Origin of the sequence: Pedobacter sp. SL55 (assembly GCF_026625705.1) — a bacterium.
GTDB lineage: Bacteria > Bacteroidota > Bacteroidia > Sphingobacteriales > Sphingobacteriaceae > Pedobacter.
The window spans coordinates 3,153,289-3,173,442 of record NZ_CP113059.1 but is presented as its reverse complement, the minus strand read 5'-3'; the positions used below and the strand labels follow the sequence as shown (position 1 = coordinate 3,173,442).

Genomic DNA, 20,154 nt, shown 5'->3' with positions numbered 1-20,154 from the left:
ATAACATTAGAACATGAAAAGTTAAAAACATTGCCCAGCTCTTCTCTACCTTGTAAAAATAAAACGTTATTTAACAAATCTTCTAAATAGATCTAACTTAACTTTCGCTTTACTTTTTGATATCTTTTACAATTATTGTCCTGTAAATCTCGCTGGCTCTGGCATAAAAGGTTTCATTCCCTCTTTTGCTTTTCTTTTACCTCTAAAAAAGAAATAGAGATTAATGAATAGCATTAATCCAAGATAGATAGAGAAACTGCCAATTTTATAGCTCAAGGCTTCTACCAGTTCTTGATAATTGTTATTGTAGATATTTATCTTCAAAATCATTAAAGCAAAGCCGATGTTAAGTAAATAAAAACCTGTCTCAAAAAGCTTATTGGTAGCAAAGGCAATCTCTTCTCTACCTTTAAAAATATCTAACATATAGATTTTACTGTTCCTAAAAAGTGTTTTAGAAACATACAGGGTAAGCAATAAAGCAATTGGCAAATAAACTGCATAGCCGATCAAAATTTTTGTAGTGTCCATGATGTTAAAATTTATGGTTGTTTAATTAATTTGTGAATTTGTGTTACTAAAACATAGATATTGAGGTAATGTAAGCCCGATAGGATGATAATGATGCCTGCCATTTTGATTGCTATTACCTCTACCAACATGGGCATAGCAGTAATATTTTGCCAAAACGACAAATTAACTGCACAATAACCAAGATTAACCAAATAATATCCAATGAGTAATGCTTTATTAATCTGTTGGCAAAGTTCAATATGTCCTGGTATCAGCTGTGCAACAAAAACGTTTCCATTTCTATAGCAGATTTTGCCTACCACTAAGATGATGAAAACCATTAATGCTATAAAAATACCGTAGCCAATTAAGTTTAAGTTTAGCATAAAATTTATTTATTTTTAAAATTTCAAAAAACATTGAAACTTTTATTTAAAAAATATATCATTTCAATATTTTCATCATTAGCTTACCTAACCAGTTATCTTTATATTCTGTTACTTTTTCAAAAATTTCATCTGCTTTTGCAACAAAATCATATAATTTCTTAGTTTGCGATACAAAATGTACGGCGTCTTCAGAAGTATCGCCTTGTATGGCACTTACCTCTTTTAAAACCTTTAGTGCAGGTTTTATCTCTCTCTTGCTCCTCTCCTTTGCAATTTTTGTTGCCAGTTCGTCTAAATCTTTTTCAGCAATAAAAAATTCCCTACGTTCGCCAGGTTTGTTGGCTTTGTAAACAATTCCCCAATCCATTAAACCGCGTAAATTCATGCTGGCATTTCCCCTAGAAATTTGCAATTCTTGCATAATATCTTCCATAGAAACGGGTTCTTTAGAAACCATTAACAAAGCGTGTATTTGTGCCATCGTTTTATTGATGCCCCATTGAGAACCTAAAGCTCCCCAAGTTTGTACAAATTTGTTTTTCGCTTCGTTAAATTGCATGATCAAATGTATGAATGTTTTTTAAAGTTTCAAAAATAATTGAAAGTATTTTTTAAGGGGGATTACTTCTTATTTTTTTTAAAAAGATTTAGTAAATAAATCAGAAAGTGAGAAAACTTTAGTTAAATATGATTTTAAGAGAAACTGTATCGTAAAATCGTTGTTATGTAAATGATTTAACAATGTTATATTTGCGATTATGAAAAGAATTATTGTAGTAGACGACGACGACGAGGTATTAGATACAATTGAGCTTGTACTGGAAATTGGCGGTTATGAAGTAGAGCCACTTAACAATGCAGAGGGCATACATGAAACCATTAATAATTTTCATCCAGATTTGATTATATTAGACATTGTTTTAGGTAAAATTGATGGACGTACCATTTGCAATCAAATCAAAACCAATCCAAAAACCAAACACATACCTATTTTAATGATGTCTGGTTTGTATAAGGCAGATGAAATTAACACATTAGAAACACCACCAGATGATTTTATGCCGAAGCCTTTTAAAATGGATATTTTGTTAGAAAAGATTGAAAGCTTAATTAACAAAAAAGCGGCTAGGCATAATATCAATTAGTTTTTTTCTTCTCTCGGACCACGTTTGTAAATAACCAAACCGTTAAGGAAATTTCTCAAAATTTGGTCGCCGCATTTCTTAAAATTTGGGTGGTCTTCTTTTCTAAAGATATCGCCCAACTCACTTTTAGTTACCGTAAAATTTACCAATTTACAGATTTCTATAATTTGATCTGTATTTAAGGATAGTGCTACCCTTAGTTTTTTCATTATTTCGTTATTACTCATATTTTAGTTTATTTGTTTAATCGTTTAACTGGTTAGTCGTTTGCAGCAAATAAATAATAGCAAGTTATTAATTCTTGATCGTAAATGGTTCATAGCCACAAATATTTAAACTGACTCCTAACCACTGATACCTGTCCCCTAATTTGCTATTTCTACTTTTATTTTTCTACCTTTCATCTTCTCTCCAGATAGTTTTTTAATTAATTGCGGTGCTAATTTACGCTTTACCGCGGCATAAGCGCTAGAATCTTTAACCTCTATTAAGCCTAAATCTTCTTTTGCCAAGCCACCAACTTTCAAAAGAAAACCTACAATATCAATTTTATTAATTTTATCTTTCTTACCTGCAGCCAAATAAATGGTTTGCCACTCGCTATCAGCAGGAATTTTATAGTTTCCTTCTAATTTCTCTACCTCAATAGTTTTATCTAGGTAAGGAAATTCTTCTCCTTCAGCAAAAATTAAATAGGCAGTACCTTTGGCATTCATTCTGGCTGTACGCCCGTTACGATGTATAAATGCATCTTTGGTGTAAGGTAGCTGATAATGAATGATAAATTCGACCTCTGGAATATCTAATCCTCTGGCGGCCAAATCTGTAGTAATTAAAATCTTTACACTTCCATTTCTAAATTTCAGCAGAGCACGTTCTCTATCGTCTTGCTCCATCCCACCGTGAAAAATATCATGCACTAAATCTTCGTCTATCAGCAAATCGCTGATTCTGTCTACCGTTTCTCTATGGTTACAAAAAATCAGCATCGAATGGTTACCTATCTTACAGATCAGCTTAAATAGTGCAGCTAATTTTTCTTCGGCAGATGTATTAATTCGTTTCAATTTTAAATCTGGTACAATTTCTTGCTTTGCCAAAAAGTTAACCGTTTCGTGCTTATCAATTCCGGTAAACTCAGGCAGTTCTGGCATGTCCGTAGCCGAAGTAAGCATACGTTGCTTTAATGAGCGCAGACTTTTAATGATGTAAGACATATCTTGCGTAAAGCCAAATTCGAGTGATTTATCAAATTCATCTAACACTAAGGTGGTAATGGTGCTTTCGTCAAAATTTTGCTCACGCAGATGGAACGCAATACGACCTGGCGTACCTATTAATACCGCCGGTGCTTCTGTTAATGTATTGCGCTCTACTTTAACCGAATGCCCACCGTAGCAGCAAGTTACTTTGTAGCCTGTAGCCATTTGCTTAAAAACCTGCTCAATTTGTAATCCTAATTCTCTAGAAGGCACTAAAATTAGGCATTGTACTCCTTTTTTGTCTTTATCTAAATTACGTAGCACAGGAATAAGAAAAGCAATTGTTTTGCCAGAACCTGTTGGAGCAAGCACCACCAAATCGGCACCAGATTTAGCTTTGGCAGTTACCTCTTCCTGTAAAGGATTAAGTTGTTTGATATTTAGGTTTGAGAGCAGTTTTTGCAGTTCCATGGTACAAAGTTAACAGTTTTCGGTTGGCAGTTGTCTGTTAAAACCACAAAGTGGCAAAGAACACAAAGAAATTATCAAATTCCAATAATCAATAGCCAACAATCGAATTCTAATAAACAATTAGCCAGTTACTCAAAACGCATCACACACAACTCAAAAAAACAAGTTAACTTGTTGATAAACAAATAAATGTTAGCAAATAAACAACATTAAGATAAAGAAAGGTTAACAATAAATTTTTAATTTTAGGAAACCTGATGAAAGGTTTGCTTTACATATTTATAACTTATGACCTGGAAGAAATTTAGTGGCGAAGTTATTCATTCGTCAATCTTAGAAGAAGTAGAAAAGGCAATTCTCCGAGAAACCGAAAACGGTTACAAATTAAAAGTTTGCATTGGAACCGATTCTCAAGTAAAAAGCAGTCACACCGATTTTGCTACCGTGATTGTGCTATTAAGAGAGCACCATGGTGGTTTTATGTACATTGCACAAGAAAAATCTACCTTAAAAATGGGTATTAAAGAGAGAATGTTGCTAGAAGTTCAAAAATCTATAGAAACTGCCTACTCTATCTGCGATTTATTAGACATTTACGATGTGGATTTAGAAGTACATGCTGATATCAACACCAACCCATCATTCAAATCAAACAAAGCATTAAATGAAGCTATGGGCTATATTTTAAGTATGGGATTTATCTTTAAGGCTAAACCCGAAGCTTTTGCTAGCTCTACTTGTGCAGATAAGATGGTGCATTAAAGTGATTAGTTTTCAGGGATTAGGAACTAGGAGTTAGGGATCAGGTTGGGGATTTAAAGATAATTTGAATATCAATTTAATGATACTAATTCCTAACTACTAAAACCTAGCCACTAATTTACCAAGTTTTAGAAATCACTTTCTTCTCTGGGCTTGGTTTGGTGGCTACCAATTTACTAACCAAATGGTCTTTAAATCGCTTTGCAAAGTTAGCAGCATATTTAGACGCCTGTAAGCGGTAGTCTTCCCATTGGTCTGCATTAGACTTTTTGGCTTCAGTTTCTAAGGCTACACCTACAGTAGTGCTAGGTACAAAATTACCGTACCTATCTTTTTGATAAGGGATAAACTCAAAATCTGTTAACCAAAAACGATATTTTTGTGCATTTACCTCGAAATTAAATGTAAAAGTAATTTCGCCAGTTGGACGAGACAACATTGCCAAACTTTTGTTGATCACAATTTTTCCAGTGCCTTTTAGTTGGACAGGTGCTTCGCTCGACTTTAGTTTAATTTCCTTTTTGTTTTTCGCTATAAAGTCTATTGCTCTTATTTTTAAGCTATCCTCGGCAAGGTTGGTGCTCACTACTTCGTAATAAGTGTATTTGCCTGTTTCGTCTTTTGGTAATACATTAATGTCTTGGGCAAACAATAGCACCTTAGCAAAGAGCAGAACTGTTAATAGTGAAAGAAATTTCATAAAAAAGATTTAAAATAAAACGTCCCGATTTTCGGGACGTTTTTTGGTTGTAATTAGCCGATGTGAAGTTATAAATTAAAAGCTATAAACTGCAGCTAAAGAAAATTGGGCTGCTGTTTTTGATGGTGCTAAATTAGATTTAACGAAACCAATGTAAGCATCGGCATCATTATCAAAACGCACCTCTGGAATAAAAGTTAAGCCACCAGATTTAATGTTACCAGATAAAGTGAATGAAGTAATACTTGCGTTGGCAGCACCACCAGCACCTTTAAAAGTAAAATATTCTGCTCTTGCCCCTAACGCTACAGAAGGTGTAAATGCATACTGCGGATAAAGTGCTGCGCCAGAATAACCACCGCCATCTTCAGAAACACCATAGTCTGCAGCATTTAAGCCTAGCTTAAATTTATCTGTAATTTGATAAGAGGTAGTTAGGTCTATGATAGTTCCATTGGCACCTGCACCAGCAGAACGTCCGGTAAGGAAATTAACATAGGCAGACCAACCCTCAACAGGTGCTACCATTAATTGTGCACCAAAATGAGATACCCCATTAAAGTCTTGATACACATTCCAATCGTTAAATATTCCGGCCATTAAGCTTACTTTATCAGAAAACGAATAAGTACCTTTTAACCCTGCATTTTGGAAAGGACCGCTACCAAATAAGTAAGAAGTAGAATAATTAAAGTTGGCCACGGGCGAAATTACCTCGTAACCCACAAATGTACCCATATATCCGGCGGTCATGCTAAACTTATCAGTAAAAGCATAGTTAATATATAAGTTTTGGATATTGAAGCTGTTGGTAGCAGCATCGTAACCGCCCAATACATCTGGTATAGATTGGTACTGGCCTCTAGGGCCAAAAGAAAGCTCGCCCACAAAAGAAGCCTTACCTGTTGTTTTTTTTAATGCCAAGTCTATCATACCTAACGAAACCGAGTTTTGCTCATCAGCAAAATAGGTTGGTATGTTAGCAACCTTGCTAAAATCGTACTTAAAATATGTATCTACCGATCCCGATATTTCTAAAGGAGAAGCTTTTTCTTGTGCAACTGCTACGCTAGCAGTGCTTAATAATAAAAGAGATAGTGCAGCTATATGATTTTTCATCTTGTTTAAGTTTATTGTTAAATAGTTGATTTTGACTGCCCAAAGGCAGCATTTTGTATATAGCATAGCGCAAAATTTAATCAAAGCAATCCCACCCGACCTTAAAAATGCGGTCGTATTCATTAAAATTGTTTATCGATCCAGAATAGTTATCCAACTATTTCCTTTTCTCTTTAGCTCCCTAATCTGGTGGTCAATACAGATTAGGGAGAAAGATGATTAAATCAAAAACAATTTTCCATCATGATTTTAACTTAGCCTAAGCGGAGTATAATTTTTGTGGACTAGATATTTGGAACTTCTTGTCCGGCTACGATTAACGTACCTTGTGTATATTTCTCGTTGTGTTGCGAAGCATCTAATCCCTCTTCTTCTTCGTCGGCGGTTACACGAATTGGCAATATCAAGTTAATCAATTTGAAGATCACAAATGAAACCACGAAACTGAAAACGATTACCAAAACCATTCCTTTTAGTTGAGTAAAGAAAAACTCTGGGTTGCCATACAGTAAACCATCGGCACCTGCCGCATTAACAGTTTTAGTAGCAAATACACCTGTTAAAAGCATACCTACCATACCACCAACACCGTGACAAGGGAAAACATCCAGCGTGTCATCTAAAGCAGTTTTTTGTTTCCAAGAAACTACCAAGTTAGAAACAATAGCAGCAAATACACCAATAAATATACTAGAAGGGATACTTACAAAACCAGCTCCAGGAGTAATAGCTACCAAGCCTACCACCGCACCAATACAGAAACCTAGTACAGAAGGTTTTTTACCTCTGGCAGCATCAAAGAACATCCAAGATAAACCTGCCGCACCGGCAGCAACATTGGTGGTAATAAAAGCAGAAACAGCCAAAACATTTGCGCCTAAAGCAGAACCTGCATTAAAGCCAAACCAGCCAAACCAAAGTAAACCTGTACCTATTAATACGTAAGGAATATTTGCTGGCGGCACTTCTTTATGCTCTAAGTGAGATCTTCTACGCTTTAACACCAAAGCCCCTGCCAACGCAGCCATACCTGCAGAAATATGTACTACTGTACCGCCTGCAAAATCTAATACGCCCATTTTAAACAGAATACCATCTGCGTGCCAAGTCCAGTGTGCCAAGGGCGAATACACAAAGATGGCAAACAAGACAATAAATAAGATATACGCAGTAAAACGGATACGCTCTGCCACTGCACCAACCACCAATCCAGGGGTAATAATGGCAAACATTAATTGAAATACAGCGAATAACGAAAGAGGAATAGTGCCCCAAGCTGGTCCAGAGTTTACGCCTTGAAAAAAGAAGAAGGTTTGAGGATTACCAATAAACCCGCCAATACTATCTCCAAAAGCCAAACTGAAACCTACGATTACCCATAGTACAGAAATTACCCCAGCTGCAACCACGCTTTTAATCATGGTTGACAGTACATTTTTACGGTGCACCATACCACCATAGAAAAATGCTAAACCTGGTGTCATTAAAAATACCAGTGCTGCACATACCAAAATAAATGCTACATCAGGGCCACTGTATTTACCCTCGTCAAAATTTGGCAATAAAGGAACAAATAATGCGGCTATTGCTGCAATTATTAAAATTGCAAACGGCGCCCACTGTTTAAATAAAATTTTACTCATAATTTGAATTTTAGTGTTTGATTTTAAAACTAAATTAGAAATAAAATTCTAATATTCATTATATTTTTTACATTTTTTTAATAAATTATCAATAATAACACAAAATAAACAACAAAAAAGCAATTAAATACAATATAAAATCAAAAAATAAACAATTAGAAACACAAATAATTTAAAAAATACATTTAAAACATAAAAAATAAACACAAAAACAGAAGAAACGAAATAAATAAACGACAAAACACAAAAAAAACAAATGAAAAACCATTAAAAGACAAGAAAAATATCCATACAGCACGAAAAAACATAAAAAGATAAGTCAATACAAAATTTGCACATAAAATGATTTACTCCCATAAGTGTAGGTTTAGGTATAGCCTAGAATCAACAAAGCCCCGAATTTTCATTCGAGGCTTGTTTAGTTTTACTTAAAATCTTACTCTTCTTTCCAAGCAGTAGATGCTACAGAAGGCGCCTTAATCACCGGTGTTTTACGCTTATTAATATCACCCTTCAATTTCTCAGCACTTGTCAAATCCTTTTCCCAATCCCTACTTTCCTCATGTCTAAGATTTGAAATCTTATTTTTAACCCTGTTAAACACGCCGCTCAACAAATCAGTGCAATTTTTTCTCATTCTTGGACTTGCTACCACCAAGGCTAAACCCGTAAAAGCAGCTACGCCAATAATCGTAAAAACACCAATGTTATCCGCCTTTTTATTTAACATACCTATATTCATCATAGCGAAAATCTCCTTAACTATTTAATTCTTTAGACATATCCCTAAGTGCCTTAATGGTATCATGAGATTTCTGCATATATTTAGCTTGGTCGCTTACTCTGTCTAATACGGGGCCTGTTAAACCACCTTCTGTTAACGCCAATTTATAAGCCTTTTTGATAGCATCCTCACCTCTTTCGACCTCTGATAAAATACTACTCCTATCATTAGCGCCAAACAATGCCTTTACATCTATCCAAGCTCTGTGTAAGGTCCCAGCTATAGTATTACCTGTATCTGGTTCTACAGCCCGCTCGGCCACCAACGCAGTTAATTCTTGTCCAAACCTCCGGCTTTGAGCTGCATACTCTTGAAATAGTTCTTTTAAATCCGAGTTGCTGTCATCTATATCTGCTAAAGCTTTTTCAAAACCTGCTACCCTATCGTTATTTAGCTCAATCAATTCGTTAAGCACATTACCTGTTGAAGTTGTTTCCATATCTATCTTATTATTGTATAATTAGAGGAAATGAAGAAGAGTAAGTATTCCCATCATCCTTATCTCATCCATTTCCTAAAATCAGAACAATAGATATGCTTTAAGGTTTAGGCATTAAAAAAAACAGGTATCTAGCGCATAAAATACGGTTAAAACAACGCTACATTTTGACGTCAATCCTTTTAAGCAGCCCGGCAACCAAAGCTTTCCACTATGGCGGGGGTATATGAAATCATTTAGCACCCACTTTTTTTCGATCTAAAAACATATTTCCAAATCTATACGGGCTGGCATACTAACGCTTGATAAACAACCTTATAATAAAGTTGTTGCCGAGATAAATACTTAATTGACGGTTGCAAATTACCAGATTGCCCTACGATAGACTTGAATAATGGAATACATAAAAAGGCTACCAGAGGTTTAAAAAAAAGTATTTTTGATTACAAATTTTCTTCCATCAAGAGATTAATAATGCCGTCTACCATACCAACTTTAGGCACAAAAATTTGCTTAATGCCAGCCCATTTCATTACCGTTAAATAAATTTCGCAAGCCGGAATAATCACATCTGCCCTATCTTGGTTCAGTTTCAATATAGAAATACGCTCTTTCAGCGAATAAGCATTCAATTCGTTATACATATTTCTTAATTTCAAGAAAGACAAAGGCATATCTTCCTTTTCTCCACTCATTCTAAACAATTTATTAATATTTCCGCCAGTACCAATACCTACAACTTGCTTTAGTTCTTTTGTGTGCTCCTTAATCCAATCTTTCATTTCGTGCCAAGTCTCTTCTTTGTCCTGATTATCTAAAATACGTATGGTACCCAAATTAAATGACTTAGAAGCTACAGGTTGTTTATTTACAAAAACAGATAGCTCGGTGCTACCACCACCAACATCAATATATAGGTAACTTTTTTTAATATCTAAGTTCTCTTCTATATGGTTAGAATAAATGATACTGGCTTCTCGTTGGCCTTCAATAATTTCGATATCGATATTGGCCAATTCCTTTATTTTATCTATTACCAGTTTACCATTTTTAGCTTCACGCATAGCCGATGTTGCACAGGCAAGGTAATCTGTAACGTGATAAACGTCCATTAAATTCCTAAAGGCAATCATCGTTTTTACCAGATCATCAATTTTTTTGTCAGATAACTCCTGATCCAAAAATGCATCATCTCCTAAACGTAGCGGCACACGTACCAACGTATTTTTCTTGAAACTACTACCTCTATCATTCTGGTTGATATCGGCAATTAATAATCGTACTGCATTAGAACCAATATCTATGGCGGCGTATCTGAGCATGTTATTGATGTTTGTTTTTTAGGTAACTATAAGTTTGGTACTGAGCCCTTATCTTAGTAGCCAATCTGTTTTTATGGTATCTGTTATCGTTTGTTTTGGTAATATTTCTTGCTTTTACATTATCCTGCAATTGCAAATCAATGATATCTTTAATTTCTTGCTTTACTTCATCATCTAAAATTGGGAAACCAACTTCTACACGGTGTTCAAAATTACGAGACATTAAATCTGCAGAAGACAGAAACATTTCCTCCTTACCTCCATTTCCAAAAATAAAAACCCGGGCATGTTCTAAAAACCTATCTATTATACTTATTACCGTAATATTTTCACTGTAATTTTTAACCCCAGGCACTAAACAGCAAATACCCCGTACAATTAACTTAATTTGTACACCGGCATTGCTGGCTTCATAAAGTTTTTCCACCATACCTTCATCGGCCAAACTATTTACTTTCAAAACCATGTAAGCAATTTTGCCAGCTTTGGCATTCTTAATTTCTCTATCTATTAAACTGTAAAATCTATTTCTAGAATCAATTGGAGATACGATTAAATATTTGAAACCTTTAGCTACCGTACGTTTATTTAGAGCGGCAAATAGTTTTACTAGTTCAGACGTAATTTCGGTTTTTGAGGTAAAGATACTATGATCGCAATAGATACGGGCAGTTTTTTCGTTAAAGTTGCCAGTAGCTAAATTGGCGTAATAAGTTGTTTTTCGTTTATCAATACGTTTAACCAAACAAATTTTGGAATGCACCTTAAAGTCGGTTAGGCCATAGTTTACATTCACACCTTCTTCCATTAAACGGTTGGTCCAAAATATATTGGCACTTTCATCGAAACGAGCTTTTAACTCTACCAAGCAATTTACCGCCTTACCATTTTTAGCGGCATTAATTAAGGCATTAACCACCTTAGAGTTTTCGGCCAAACGGTACAAAGTGATGTTAATTTCTGTAACTTTTGGATCAATAGCTGCTTCTCTTAAAAATAAAATGATATAATCATAAGATTGATAAGGCAAATGCACCACAAAATCCTTTTCGGCAATTTTTTTGAAGAAACTTTCTGTTCTATGCAGGTTTTTTACTTTTAAGGGCACCATAGCTGGATATTCCAACTCCTTTGCTCCTACATTAGGAAAGGCAATAAAATCGCCAAAACGATGGTATTTATTACCCGGAATTAAGCCATCGGCACCTACTTTTAATTTGCTTACCAAAAAGCTTAACATATCAAAAGGCATATCACTATCGTAAAGCAAACGCATAGGCTTGCCTCGTTTCCTTTTATCAATGCTTTTGCGAAGCTCATCTATAAATTTATCGCTTACATTCTTATCAATATCTAATTCGGCATCTCTTGTTAGCTGAATAGAGTAAGCCTGAATTTCCTTGTAGTTAAACACGTAGAAAATATCATCTAAACAGTATTTAATGATATCTTCTAAAAGGATGATGAACTTTAAATCGTTGGTTTCTGGTAAAACTAAAAACCTAGAAATACTATCTGGAAGCTCCAAAATTGCATATTTCTCGTTTTTTCCAGAGTTATTAGAAAGCTGTACAAAGAAATACAAAGCCCTATCTTTTAATTCTGGAAACGGCTTGTTCACATCAATCATAATAGGTACCAGATTGGAAAGAATTTTGTCCCTAAAATGCTGCCTAACAAACTCGCCACGAGAAACGTTAAGCTGTGTATGGTTTAAGATAAATATCCGCTTTTGAGCCAATTCGGTAATTAGGATATCCTGAAAAAGCGTTTCGAAACGCCGCTCTAGCTTTACTACGATATTTTTGATCTCGTCAAGCACCTTTTTGGGATTAAAACCCAACAAAGCTTTTGCTTTTTCATTCAAATTAACCAACCTGTTTAAAGAGGCCACCCTAACCCGATAAAACTCATCAAGATTTGAAGAAAAGATAGAAAGAAATTTGATGCGCTCTATTAATGGCACGGTTTCGTCTGCCGCTTCTTGCAGCACACGTTCGTTAAAATACAACCAACTTATTTCTCTATTTAAAAAAGGAAGCTTCTTTTTGGCCATTGGGTAAATCTACAAAATCCTTTAAGGCAGTTTTACTATAACCACATAGACAGATAGGTTTTAAACAAGAAATATATAACATTTCTAATTAGATCTATTTTGATCTAAACATTTCTACGTATCTATGTGGTTAAGTTTGCTTTTAAGGGTTTTCAAATTTTAAAAATTCGTGTTAAATTAAGATTAAGTGTAGATTAACAAAAATCAATTATTTAACATTGGTTTTTTTGGCGGCACTAGGTGCTTTTACAGCAGGTGTATTTACCGGCGCTTTTTTAGTTGCGGCAGTTGGTTTGGTTACAGTTTTAGCTTGCGGAGTTTTTTCAGCAACCGTATCAATCGCTTTTTTAGCACTAGCAGTAGTTTTTTTAATGGCAGGTTTAACGGTCGTAGCCACAGCTTTATCTGCTGTCTTTTTTACTGTTGACGTGGCTTTTTTTACTGGCGCTTTAACTGCTTTCGCCACCTTTTCTTCGGTTTCTAAAGCAGCAACTTTTACACTACTTACCACTGGCTTTGCTTTTTTAACCGCTTTCTTCACAATTTTATCTGCAGATTTATCCACTTTTTTAACCAGCTTAGGCACATCTTTTTTCACTGCTTTTATTTTTTTAGCTACTACTTGCTTTTTTGATGAGCCAATATCCTCAATCTTATGATCTACTGCCTCTTTCACTTCGGTAAGTTTTTTGGCAAGTTTTTTAGCAACGGCTTTACTAGCTTTCGCTACATCGGCACCAATAGATTCTGCATTATGCCCCAAACCCTTAACGGCCTCTATAAACTTTTCAGTTAAACTTTTCTCTAACTGCTTTTTAGCGGCTTTTTTTGTAGATTTTTTTGTAGATTTTTTTGATGTTTTTGCTTTATTAGATTTCATTTTTTGATTGTTTTAAGATTGATGAACTATCAAGACCATCCTGTTATCAATTGTTATAAGCAGTTAAAAAGACAGTTCATACATTTAAGATTAAGAATAAGAATAAAAAACTAAGGTATATTTCTAAAAGGATGATATTTTCATCTATTTTTTGCGTTTTTTTGTAACCAAATAAATTTATCAATTCTTTTCAATTAAAGCACCATTTCATGCCAAGTTTCGATATAGTAAGTAAAATAGATGCACAAACGCTAGATAATGCAATAAACAATGCTAAAAAAGAGATTTTAAACAGGTACGACTTTAACACTTCTAAAAGCAGCATAGAGCTAGATAAGAAAACAAATATCATTACTATTATTACCGAAGACGATATGCGCTTAAAAGCGATTGTAGATTCTATTATCTCTAGAATGATGAAACAACATTTAGACCCAAATAGTTTGGATTTCGGCAAGGAAACTATCGCTTCTGGCAACATGATTAGAAAAGAAGTAACTGTAAAAGAGGGAATTGATAGGGAAACCGCTAAAAAGATTGTCGCTAAAATTAAAGATAGCAAGCTTAAATTGCAACCATCAATGATGGAAGACCAAGTGCGTGTGCAAAGCAAAAACATTGATGATCTGCAGAAAGTTATTCAACTATGTAGAGGCGAAGATTTTGGGCAGCCTTTGCAGTTTATTAATATGAGGAATTAAGAAATGATTGAATTTCGAATGAGTAAATGAGTAAAGTAAATATTTGCGAATGCTCATAAACCTCATCCCATTATTAATCATCCAAAACCATTAAATGATTGAATTTCGAATGAGTAAACCTTTGCATCAAGTTTAATCCATTCCGTTATTCAAAAATTCCTAAAAACTATATCGGCTTATTCAATCATTCGCTCACTTACTCATTCAAAATTCAAGAAACTTGGAAATCAAAGAAAACGGTTTTATATTTTCAGACGATCGCAATTTAGTAGACGTTAAAGCAGTACATCACTATTTAAGTACACAATCTTATTGGGCAAAAGATATTTCTTACGAATTGGTAGAGAAATCTATAAGCAACTCGCTCTGCTTTGGTATTTACAAAGATCAGCAACAAGTTGGTTTTGCGAGATGGATAACCGATAAAGCTACTTTTGCCTATTTATGTGATGTGTATGTAGCAGAAGAATTTCGTGGCTTAGGCCTTTCTAAAAAGCTGATGGCATTAATGCTATTCCACCCAGATTTACAAGGTTTACGCCGCTACCAATTAGCCACGTTAGATGCACACGGCTTGTATGAGCAATTTGGTTTTAAAGCTATCGAAAACCCAGAAAACCAAATGGGTATTGTTTTTAAGGACTTGTATAGTAAAGGTAGTTAAACGCATTACCAAGCCTTAACCCAAGCATTTTGTTGTGCTGTATCCATAAAAGTCCAGCCTACAATTCTGGTTATTTTATTACCTGTGGTCATTTCGCTAGTTCTCACTTCTGCTGCTTCTGCCCTTTTAAGCATGGCATAAATTGCACCTAAATTTTCGCTTTTAGACACCAAACTTGTAAACCACAAACACTGATTTTTGAAAAGCTGACTCTCTTCAATCATTTTGCCTACAAATGCTACTTCGCCGCCTTTAGTCCACAGTTCGGTATTTTTACCACCAAAGTTAAGTACAGGATTTGAGTAATTCTTGTTGCCCAAGTTTCTATTTTTACGTTGCGAGCCTGCATTTGCTTCTTCTGCCGAGGCATGAAATGGAGGATTACAAATTGTGAGATCAAATTTTTCATCCTTTCGGATAATGTTTTTAAAGATTTCAGTTTTTACGGTTTGCAGCCTAATTTCTACATTTTTTACCAAGTTAGTGTTAGTAGCAACTATACTTTTTGCGCATTTGACAGCCAAATCATCAATATCAGAGCCCACAAACTGCCAACCATACTCTTGGCTACCAATAATTGGGTACACGCAATTTGCCCCCACGCCAACATCCAGCACTTTTATTTTCTTTGCGGTTGGAATTTTCTGCTCATTACAAGAAGCCAGCAAATCAGCGGCGTAATGGATATAATCTGCCCTTCCTGGTATAGGCGGGCACAAATAGCCTTCTGGAATATCCCAAAAATCTATTTGATAAAAATACTTTAACAATGCCTTGTTTAAGGTTTTAACCGCTTTTGGATTAGCAAAATCTATCGACTCATCGCCATATTTGTTAATGGCCACAAGTTCTGAAAGTTCGGGTAAAGCAACTTTTAAAGCTTCGAAATTGTAACGAGATTGATGTTTGTTTCTAACATGCAGACTACTTTTTTCGGCAGGCTTGTGTTTCTTTTCCATTAAACTGTTTTTACTTCACCCCTCATTATAATGCTCAATATCAGTAATATAGCCGTTCAATATTAAGAAATCGAACAGTGGTTTAGCTTCTGGCGATACCGGCATATTTTTGGTATTAATAACCGTATTAGATTTTTTATCTAAGAAAGGATAAGCAAACAATCTTACATTCCTGCTAAACATGTCGTTAACATAACTTAATAAATGCCCAGTATAGTTTTCGCCGAAATTTGAAGAGTTAAATACAAATTTTAAGTTGTTGATATTGGTAGACATACCCACACTTTTAGGCCTGCACCTATCCAAGTACTTAGCTAGCCTATTTTTACGGGTAAAGTTAGAAACAATAACAAAGTTGCCCGTTTTACACATTTCCTCTGCCCTTTTTGCCACCACTTCTAAATCTATATCATCTGGTGTTTCTTGCGCTGCCGTTAACACGTTGGTAATCAAAACCTCAATCATTACAATCAAGTTGCTGTTTTCAACTTTGTTTACCAGCTTAAATTGATCTGCTGCCTTATTAAACAAACTAAAATTAGGATTAGATTTTTGTCCGTATTTGGTACGTAAAATCATCACATCCTTTTTGTAAAGCAAATCTTTAGCTTGGCGAGGGTGCGAATCAGAATCGAAAATAGCGGCTGTAGAGAAATCTTTAATAATTAAGTACAAATTTAATAACAAGTTGTTGATATCCTTAAAATCAGGACCTTGAACAGAAATCAAATCTATCTCCACCGAACCCACATTTAAGTTATCTACCAAAGATTCGATCATCTTTTTAGGATCGTTGGCGTAGTAAAAGGCTGCATAAACTAGGTTCACTCCAATCATGCCCAACACCCGTTGTTGCATCTGTACATCGGTATCTAACAAGCGCACGTGAAAATAAATTTCGTTGGGCAAACCGCCCGGCTCGCTTTGAAAACGCAAACCCACCCAACCATGAGGATCATTGGTACGGGTATAATTTAAAGTAGTCACGGTGTTTGCAAAGGCAAAAAACGTTTTATCTTCGTGTTTATCTCCTTTTAAACGCTCAATTAGCAACGAATACTCGTGGTCAAGCATCTTTAACAAACGGTTCTGACTTACGTAACGCCCCGATTCTTCGGCACCGTAAATTTCATCACTAAAAGTCATATCGTATGCCGATATGGTTTTTGCAACCGTTCCAGATGCAGCACCTACGTTAAAAAACGCTCTCGAAACTTCTTGTCCGGCGCCAATTTCTGCAAATGTGCCATAGATTTTAGGATTCAAGTTTATTTTGAGCGCCTTCCGCTTAATATCGATGATTTCTTGTTGCATGCTGCAAAATTACTAAAATAGGTTAAATCGCCGAATGTGTATTTAATTTGGTTTGTTTCTAAACTAGCTGAAAGCGTAAAGTTGAAAGTCTAAAGTTGAAAGTTTTGGCTATACAAAATATTGGCTATTTGAAAAGCAATGCCATTACTACTATTATCCGTACGTCGGGCTATTCGCTGTAGTCCCGCTTTCGCTACGCTCAATCGGAGCTGCCGCTGCTATCCCGTTTAAAACGCAAGGCCTTTGCTAAGCACACTGGGCAATGTTGCCAAGCGTACAGGTTTTGCATACTAAACCCGGTAGCAGCGAACACGTAGGGGCAAACCTTTGTGTTTGCCCCGTAGTAAAGCGGATAACGGGACTATCGTTAAAAAATAGCTCAGGAAATTGCTTTTCTAAAAGCTACACAGAATTAAAATGCTACCTTTGTGCCCATGCAAGCTGTTCTATCGCTCCGATTTTACATCGGAGAGGAAAGTCCGGGCAACGTAGAGCATCTCGCTTCCTAACGGGAAGGGGTTTAGGATTGAAAACCTGAGCCACGGAAAGTGCCACAGAGAATATACCGCCACATTTATTGGGGTAAGGGTGAAAACGTGAGGTAAGAGCTCACGAGCTTTGTTAGTGATAGCAAGGTTGGTAAACCCCGGGAGTTGAAAGACCAAATAGGCTAACGCATGTAGGGCTGCTCGTCCGATGTTAGTGGGTAGGTCGTTAGAGGTAAGTGGCGACGCTTACAGTAGATTAATGATAGAAGCCGATTTATCGGAACAGAACCCGGCTTATAGGTTTGCATTTTTTAAAAACATTAAAGCTCCGTTTTATACGCGGAGCTTTAATGTTTAATGGATATCACACTTTTAGCTAAATCTTTTTAAACAAGATTTAGCAAGTTTCATCTTATTTATTCAAAATGCTTCTTAATGGTATCTAAAATTTCTTGCGTAATTAAACCGTTAGTGGCCACAATTTCCCTAGTTTCGAGGTATTCGTTACCACCAGAAAAATTAAGCAACGTACCACCTGCTTGTTTTACCAAAAAAGCACCAGCAGCCATATCGTAAGAATTAAGGTTGTATTCAAAATAGGCATCGAACCTACCACAAGCTACATAAGCCAAATCTACCGCCGCAGAACCAATTCTACGTAGGCCATGGCATTTCTGCATCATTTCGGTAAATAGTTTAATGTACTGTGGCTGCTTATCAAATTGATAATATGGAAAACCAGTAGCCAATAAGCATTGCGATAAATCGGTTGCTTTAGAAACCCTGATCTCTTTATTGTTTAAATAAGCGGGAGCACCTTTGTAAGAATAGAACATCTCTCCCCTATTAATTTCGTAAACTACGCCCAGAATAGGTTCTTTTCCTTCATACAAGGCTATGCTGATAGAAAAAGTTGGAATGCCGTGGATGAAATTTGTGGTACCATCTAGGGGATCGATAATCCAAGTAAACGGTTTATCGTAAGTATTTTCTGTTTCGTCTTCTTCGGTAATGAAACCCGCTTCTGGCAATACTTTTTTCAAGTTTTTTACCAATTGTCTTTCGGCGGTTTTATCTACATAAGAAACCAAGTCGTTTAAGCCTTTATACTCTATCGAACTAATTTCGAAAGCTAAGGATTCTTTTCTAATAAAATTACCTGTAAGCCTAGCTATAGCCACTACTTTATTGCATAATAACTCTAAATCCATGGCTTAATAGCTTGCAAGTTTATCTTTGTTTTTTAACGCGTTTGAAACCAGTAAGGCTCCAGCAATAAACAATATCAACGAAATTAGCTCTGCTTGGGTAAAGGGAATGCCTGCTACTGTGTATTTGGAGTTTACCCTAATTAATTCTACCAAGAAACGTTCTACTGCACTAAACATTAAGTAAATGCCAAACATCATACCCGGAATATTGATTTTAGTTCTAATTTTCCACAGAAACCAAAAAATTAAAAGAGCCGCAATAACTTCATAAATTGGCGTTGGGTAAACGGGGTTTGGTAATTCGTTACAAAACCTACCTACACAGCCCGGTATTGGATTGCCCTCGCCCGCAACGTTATTTGGATAAGTATAAGCCCACAGCCAATCTGGCAGCCAGTTAAATGGCTTAGGATTTAAGTTGTCTATTCCCCAATCGCCATCTCCAGATAAATGACAACCAATACGGCCAACGCCGTAAGCCAACATCATACCTGGCCCACCCACATCTAACATGTGTAGCGGCTTAATTCCGTTTTTGTGTGCGATGTATAGCACCGCTGCACCACCACAAATTAAACCACCGTAAAAAGTTAAACCACTAAATGAGAGCAAACCTCCAATTGGGTCTTGAATAAAGGTATCCCAATGCTCAAGGTTATCGAATATCTTAGCACCTAAAAAGCCCCACACAGCCGCCCAAACAATCATGCTGCTCATCAGTTCGTGCGGGCGAACGGTAACTTCTACTTTTTTAGGCGTAGGTAATTTTGTTTTTTGCTTTTCTTTATAAGACCAATACACAAATAATACTGCCAAGCCTAAGCCACCTAACAAGTTGCCTTTGGTAGATAGCAATACGGTTTGCGAATCGGCAACAAACATCTTGTAGTTTGCCAATGCATAAATTAGCTTATAGCCAATTAAAAACCCGAACAAGCCATTAGAGATCAATTCCCAGGTAGAAGCAGGTTCGCCAATAGTAGTTACGTGTTTTACAGGCTTTAAAATACCAAGTGCCTCTTTACGTTTTAACTCTTCGGTAAAAGCCCAATAACCTGCCACAAATGCCAAAGCCACAAATACGCCAAAGGTATTAAATGGCAAAGGCACCTCAATGCCAAACAAATAAGAAATAAAATGGGATACGGTTGGAAACATACATTAAAAAGTTTAGGCGAATATATAAAAATCGCCTATTCTTTCGGTCTTTTTTGGTAGCTTTTTAAAGCTTCACTGGCTTATTTACAAATTGTAGACCGAGTACAAAAGGTACTTCACAGAACAAAACTATAATTACATGTAGCGTTTAATCGCCTGCCACAAAATTGGGTCGTATTCATACACATCGGCTCTAAACTGAACTTTACCCTTATCCCCCCACGCTGGTGAACG

General features: G+C 35.8%; 21 protein-coding genes and 1 other RNA gene. 5 read left to right on the top strand and 17 right to left on the bottom strand.

Annotated features, from left to right (window positions below):
• Nucleotides 1-132 precede the first annotated feature (132 nt).
• Genes OVA16_RS14140 through OVA16_RS14130 form a run of 3 tightly spaced genes read right to left on the bottom strand, consistent with a single transcriptional unit; the run spans nucleotide 133 to nucleotide 1,461 of the window.
• Nucleotides 133-531 (bottom strand): hypothetical protein, encoded by a 399-nt coding sequence (locus OVA16_RS14140; RefSeq protein ID WP_267760535.1) that lies wholly within the window; start codon nucleotides 529-531, stop codon nucleotides 133-135.
• An 11-nt stretch (nucleotides 532-542) separates the two neighbouring features.
• Entirely contained in the window at nucleotides 543-899 is a 357-nt protein-coding gene (locus OVA16_RS14135; protein WP_267760532.1) for a hypothetical protein, read from the bottom strand.
• 58 nt (nucleotides 900-957) lie between these two features.
• Nucleotides 958-1,461: a GbsR/MarR family transcriptional regulator gene (locus OVA16_RS14130; RefSeq protein ID WP_267760529.1), complete on the bottom strand. Its 504-nt coding sequence runs from the start codon at nucleotides 1,459-1,461 to the stop codon at nucleotides 958-960.
• Between the two features lie 199 nt (nucleotides 1,462-1,660).
• Between OVA16_RS14130 and OVA16_RS14125 the strand changes: the two genes are divergently transcribed.
• Nucleotides 1,661-2,047, top strand: coding sequence for a response regulator transcription factor (locus OVA16_RS14125; protein ID WP_267760525.1), 387 nt, complete (start codon nucleotides 1,661-1,663; stop codon nucleotides 2,045-2,047).
• On the opposite strand, the gene OVA16_RS14120 is transcribed toward OVA16_RS14125, so the two are convergent.
• On the bottom strand, nucleotides 2,044-2,274 hold the full coding sequence (locus OVA16_RS14120; protein ID WP_267760523.1) for a DUF1456 family protein: 231 nt from the start codon (nucleotides 2,272-2,274) through the stop codon (nucleotides 2,044-2,046). The genes OVA16_RS14125 and OVA16_RS14120 overlap by 4 nt on opposite strands.
• Nucleotides 2,275-2,412: 138 nt before the next feature.
• Nucleotides 2,413-3,720: a DEAD/DEAH box helicase gene (locus OVA16_RS14115; RefSeq protein WP_267760520.1), complete on the bottom strand. Its 1,308-nt coding sequence runs from the start codon at nucleotides 3,718-3,720 to the stop codon at nucleotides 2,413-2,415.
• A gap of 288 nt (nucleotides 3,721-4,008) precedes the next feature.
• Between OVA16_RS14115 and OVA16_RS14110 the strand changes: the two genes are divergently transcribed.
• A complete protein-coding gene (locus OVA16_RS14110; protein ID WP_138721200.1) occupies nucleotides 4,009-4,482 on the top strand; it encodes a ribonuclease H-like YkuK family protein in 474 nt (157 codons plus the stop codon).
• Between the two features lie 118 nt (nucleotides 4,483-4,600).
• Here the strand turns inward: OVA16_RS14110 and OVA16_RS14105 are convergent, their stop codons facing one another.
• The 8 genes from OVA16_RS14105 to OVA16_RS14070 form a co-directional block, all read right to left on the bottom strand.
• Nucleotides 4,601-5,182: a hypothetical protein gene (locus OVA16_RS14105; RefSeq protein ID WP_267760516.1), complete on the bottom strand. Its 582-nt coding sequence runs from the start codon at nucleotides 5,180-5,182 to the stop codon at nucleotides 4,601-4,603.
• Between the two features lie 75 nt (nucleotides 5,183-5,257).
• On the bottom strand, nucleotides 5,258-6,301 hold the full coding sequence (locus OVA16_RS14100; RefSeq protein ID WP_267760514.1) for a porin: 1,044 nt from the start codon (nucleotides 6,299-6,301) through the stop codon (nucleotides 5,258-5,260).
• A gap of 284 nt (nucleotides 6,302-6,585) precedes the next feature.
• Complete coding sequence (locus tag OVA16_RS14095) at nucleotides 6,586-7,944, bottom strand: ammonium transporter (RefSeq protein WP_267760512.1); 1,359 nt, start codon at nucleotides 7,942-7,944, stop codon at nucleotides 6,586-6,588.
• Nucleotides 7,945-8,380: 436 nt separating this feature from the next.
• Nucleotides 8,381-8,689, bottom strand: a complete 309-nt coding sequence (locus OVA16_RS14090) for a hypothetical protein (protein WP_267760509.1) — start codon at nucleotides 8,687-8,689, stop codon at nucleotides 8,381-8,383.
• Nucleotides 8,690-8,702: 13 nt separating this feature from the next.
• On the bottom strand, nucleotides 8,703-9,167 hold the full coding sequence (locus OVA16_RS14085) for a ferritin-like domain-containing protein (RefSeq protein WP_267760506.1): 465 nt from the start codon (nucleotides 9,165-9,167) through the stop codon (nucleotides 8,703-8,705).
• A gap of 443 nt (nucleotides 9,168-9,610) precedes the next feature.
• Nucleotides 9,611-10,489 (bottom strand): exopolyphosphatase, encoded by an 879-nt coding sequence (locus OVA16_RS14080; protein WP_267760503.1) that lies wholly within the window; start codon nucleotides 10,487-10,489, stop codon nucleotides 9,611-9,613.
• Between the two features lies 1 nt (nucleotide 10,490).
• Complete coding sequence (gene ppk1 / locus OVA16_RS14075) at nucleotides 10,491-12,545, bottom strand: polyphosphate kinase 1 (protein ID WP_267760500.1); 2,055 nt, start codon at nucleotides 12,543-12,545, stop codon at nucleotides 10,491-10,493.
• A 208-nt stretch (nucleotides 12,546-12,753) separates the two neighbouring features.
• Nucleotides 12,754-13,425: a hypothetical protein gene (locus OVA16_RS14070; protein WP_267760497.1), complete on the bottom strand. Its 672-nt coding sequence runs from the start codon at nucleotides 13,423-13,425 to the stop codon at nucleotides 12,754-12,756.
• A 209-nt stretch (nucleotides 13,426-13,634) separates the two neighbouring features.
• On the opposite strand from OVA16_RS14070, the gene OVA16_RS14065 reads away from it, so the two are divergent.
• Both OVA16_RS14065 and OVA16_RS14060 read left to right on the top strand, forming a co-directional pair.
• Nucleotides 13,635-14,126 (top strand): YajQ family cyclic di-GMP-binding protein, encoded by a 492-nt coding sequence (locus tag OVA16_RS14065; RefSeq protein WP_267760494.1) that lies wholly within the window; start codon nucleotides 13,635-13,637, stop codon nucleotides 14,124-14,126.
• A 220-nt stretch (nucleotides 14,127-14,346) separates the two neighbouring features.
• Nucleotides 14,347-14,790: a GNAT family N-acetyltransferase gene (locus OVA16_RS14060; RefSeq protein WP_267760492.1), complete on the top strand. Its 444-nt coding sequence runs from the start codon at nucleotides 14,347-14,349 to the stop codon at nucleotides 14,788-14,790.
• A 5-nt stretch (nucleotides 14,791-14,795) separates the two neighbouring features.
• Here the strand turns inward: OVA16_RS14060 and rlmF are convergent, their stop codons facing one another.
• Nucleotides 14,796-15,749: a 23S rRNA (adenine(1618)-N(6))-methyltransferase RlmF gene (gene rlmF / locus OVA16_RS14055; RefSeq protein ID WP_267760490.1), complete on the bottom strand. Its 954-nt coding sequence runs from the start codon at nucleotides 15,747-15,749 to the stop codon at nucleotides 14,796-14,798.
• A 15-nt stretch (nucleotides 15,750-15,764) separates the two neighbouring features.
• Nucleotides 15,765-17,063, bottom strand: a complete 1,299-nt coding sequence (locus OVA16_RS14050) for a nicotinamide mononucleotide adenylyltransferase (RefSeq protein WP_267760488.1) — start codon at nucleotides 17,061-17,063, stop codon at nucleotides 15,765-15,767.
• A 433-nt stretch (nucleotides 17,064-17,496) separates the two neighbouring features.
• Here OVA16_RS14050 and rnpB point away from each other — a divergent pair.
• Nucleotides 17,497-17,864, top strand: an RNA gene (rnpB, locus tag OVA16_RS14045) — RNase P RNA component class A.
• Nucleotides 17,865-17,967: 103 nt separating this feature from the next.
• Here the strand turns inward: rnpB and OVA16_RS14040 are convergent.
• Both OVA16_RS14040 and OVA16_RS14035 read right to left on the bottom strand, forming a co-directional pair.
• On the bottom strand, nucleotides 17,968-18,762 hold the full coding sequence (locus tag OVA16_RS14040; protein ID WP_267760485.1) for an inositol monophosphatase family protein: 795 nt from the start codon (nucleotides 18,760-18,762) through the stop codon (nucleotides 17,968-17,970).
• A 3-nt stretch (nucleotides 18,763-18,765) separates the two neighbouring features.
• Nucleotides 18,766-19,920: a prolipoprotein diacylglyceryl transferase gene (locus OVA16_RS14035; RefSeq protein WP_267760482.1), complete on the bottom strand. Its 1,155-nt coding sequence runs from the start codon at nucleotides 19,918-19,920 to the stop codon at nucleotides 18,766-18,768.
• Nucleotides 19,921-20,154: the final 234 nt, after the last annotated feature.

Coding starts and splice junctions, on each gene's coding strand:
- OVA16_RS14035 (WP_267760482.1), bottom strand. CDS start 19,920: ATGTTTCCAACCGTATCCCATTTTATTTCTTATTTGTTTGGCATTGAG.
- OVA16_RS14125 (WP_267760525.1), top strand. CDS start 1,661: ATGAAAAGAATTATTGTAGTAGACGACGACGACGAGGTATTAGATACA.
- OVA16_RS14090 (WP_267760509.1), bottom strand. CDS start 8,689: ATGATGAATATAGGTATGTTAAATAAAAAGGCGGATAACATTGGTGTT.
- OVA16_RS14070 (WP_267760497.1), bottom strand. CDS start 13,425: ATGAAATCTAATAAAGCAAAAACATCAAAAAAATCTACAAAAAAATCT.
- OVA16_RS14100 (WP_267760514.1), bottom strand. CDS start 6,301: ATGAAAAATCATATAGCTGCACTATCTCTTTTATTATTAAGCACTGCT.
- OVA16_RS14135 (WP_267760532.1), bottom strand. CDS start 899: ATGCTAAACTTAAACTTAATTGGCTACGGTATTTTTATAGCATTAATG.
- OVA16_RS14080 (WP_267760503.1), bottom strand. CDS start 10,489: ATGCTCAGATACGCCGCCATAGATATTGGTTCTAATGCAGTACGATTA.
- OVA16_RS14095 (WP_267760512.1), bottom strand. CDS start 7,944: ATGAGTAAAATTTTATTTAAACAGTGGGCGCCGTTTGCAATTTTAATA.
- OVA16_RS14050 (WP_267760488.1), bottom strand. CDS start 17,063: ATGCAACAAGAAATCATCGATATTAAGCGGAAGGCGCTCAAAATAAAC.
- OVA16_RS14120 (WP_267760523.1), bottom strand. CDS start 2,274: ATGAGTAATAACGAAATAATGAAAAAACTAAGGGTAGCACTATCCTTA.
- OVA16_RS14040 (WP_267760485.1), bottom strand. CDS start 18,762: ATGGATTTAGAGTTATTATGCAATAAAGTAGTGGCTATAGCTAGGCTT.
- OVA16_RS14115 (WP_267760520.1), bottom strand. CDS start 3,720: ATGGAACTGCAAAAACTGCTCTCAAACCTAAATATCAAACAACTTAAT.
- OVA16_RS14110 (WP_138721200.1), top strand. CDS start 4,009: ATGACCTGGAAGAAATTTAGTGGCGAAGTTATTCATTCGTCAATCTTA.
- OVA16_RS14140 (WP_267760535.1), bottom strand. CDS start 531: ATGGACACTACAAAAATTTTGATCGGCTATGCAGTTTATTTGCCAATT.
- ppk1 (WP_267760500.1), bottom strand. CDS start 12,545: ATGGCCAAAAAGAAGCTTCCTTTTTTAAATAGAGAAATAAGTTGGTTG.
- OVA16_RS14065 (WP_267760494.1), top strand. CDS start 13,635: ATGCCAAGTTTCGATATAGTAAGTAAAATAGATGCACAAACGCTAGAT.
- OVA16_RS14105 (WP_267760516.1), bottom strand. CDS start 5,182: ATGAAATTTCTTTCACTATTAACAGTTCTGCTCTTTGCTAAGGTGCTA.
- OVA16_RS14085 (WP_267760506.1), bottom strand. CDS start 9,167: ATGGAAACAACTTCAACAGGTAATGTGCTTAACGAATTGATTGAGCTA.
- rlmF (WP_267760490.1), bottom strand. CDS start 15,749: ATGGAAAAGAAACACAAGCCTGCCGAAAAAAGTAGTCTGCATGTTAGA.
- OVA16_RS14130 (WP_267760529.1), bottom strand. CDS start 1,461: ATGCAATTTAACGAAGCGAAAAACAAATTTGTACAAACTTGGGGAGCT.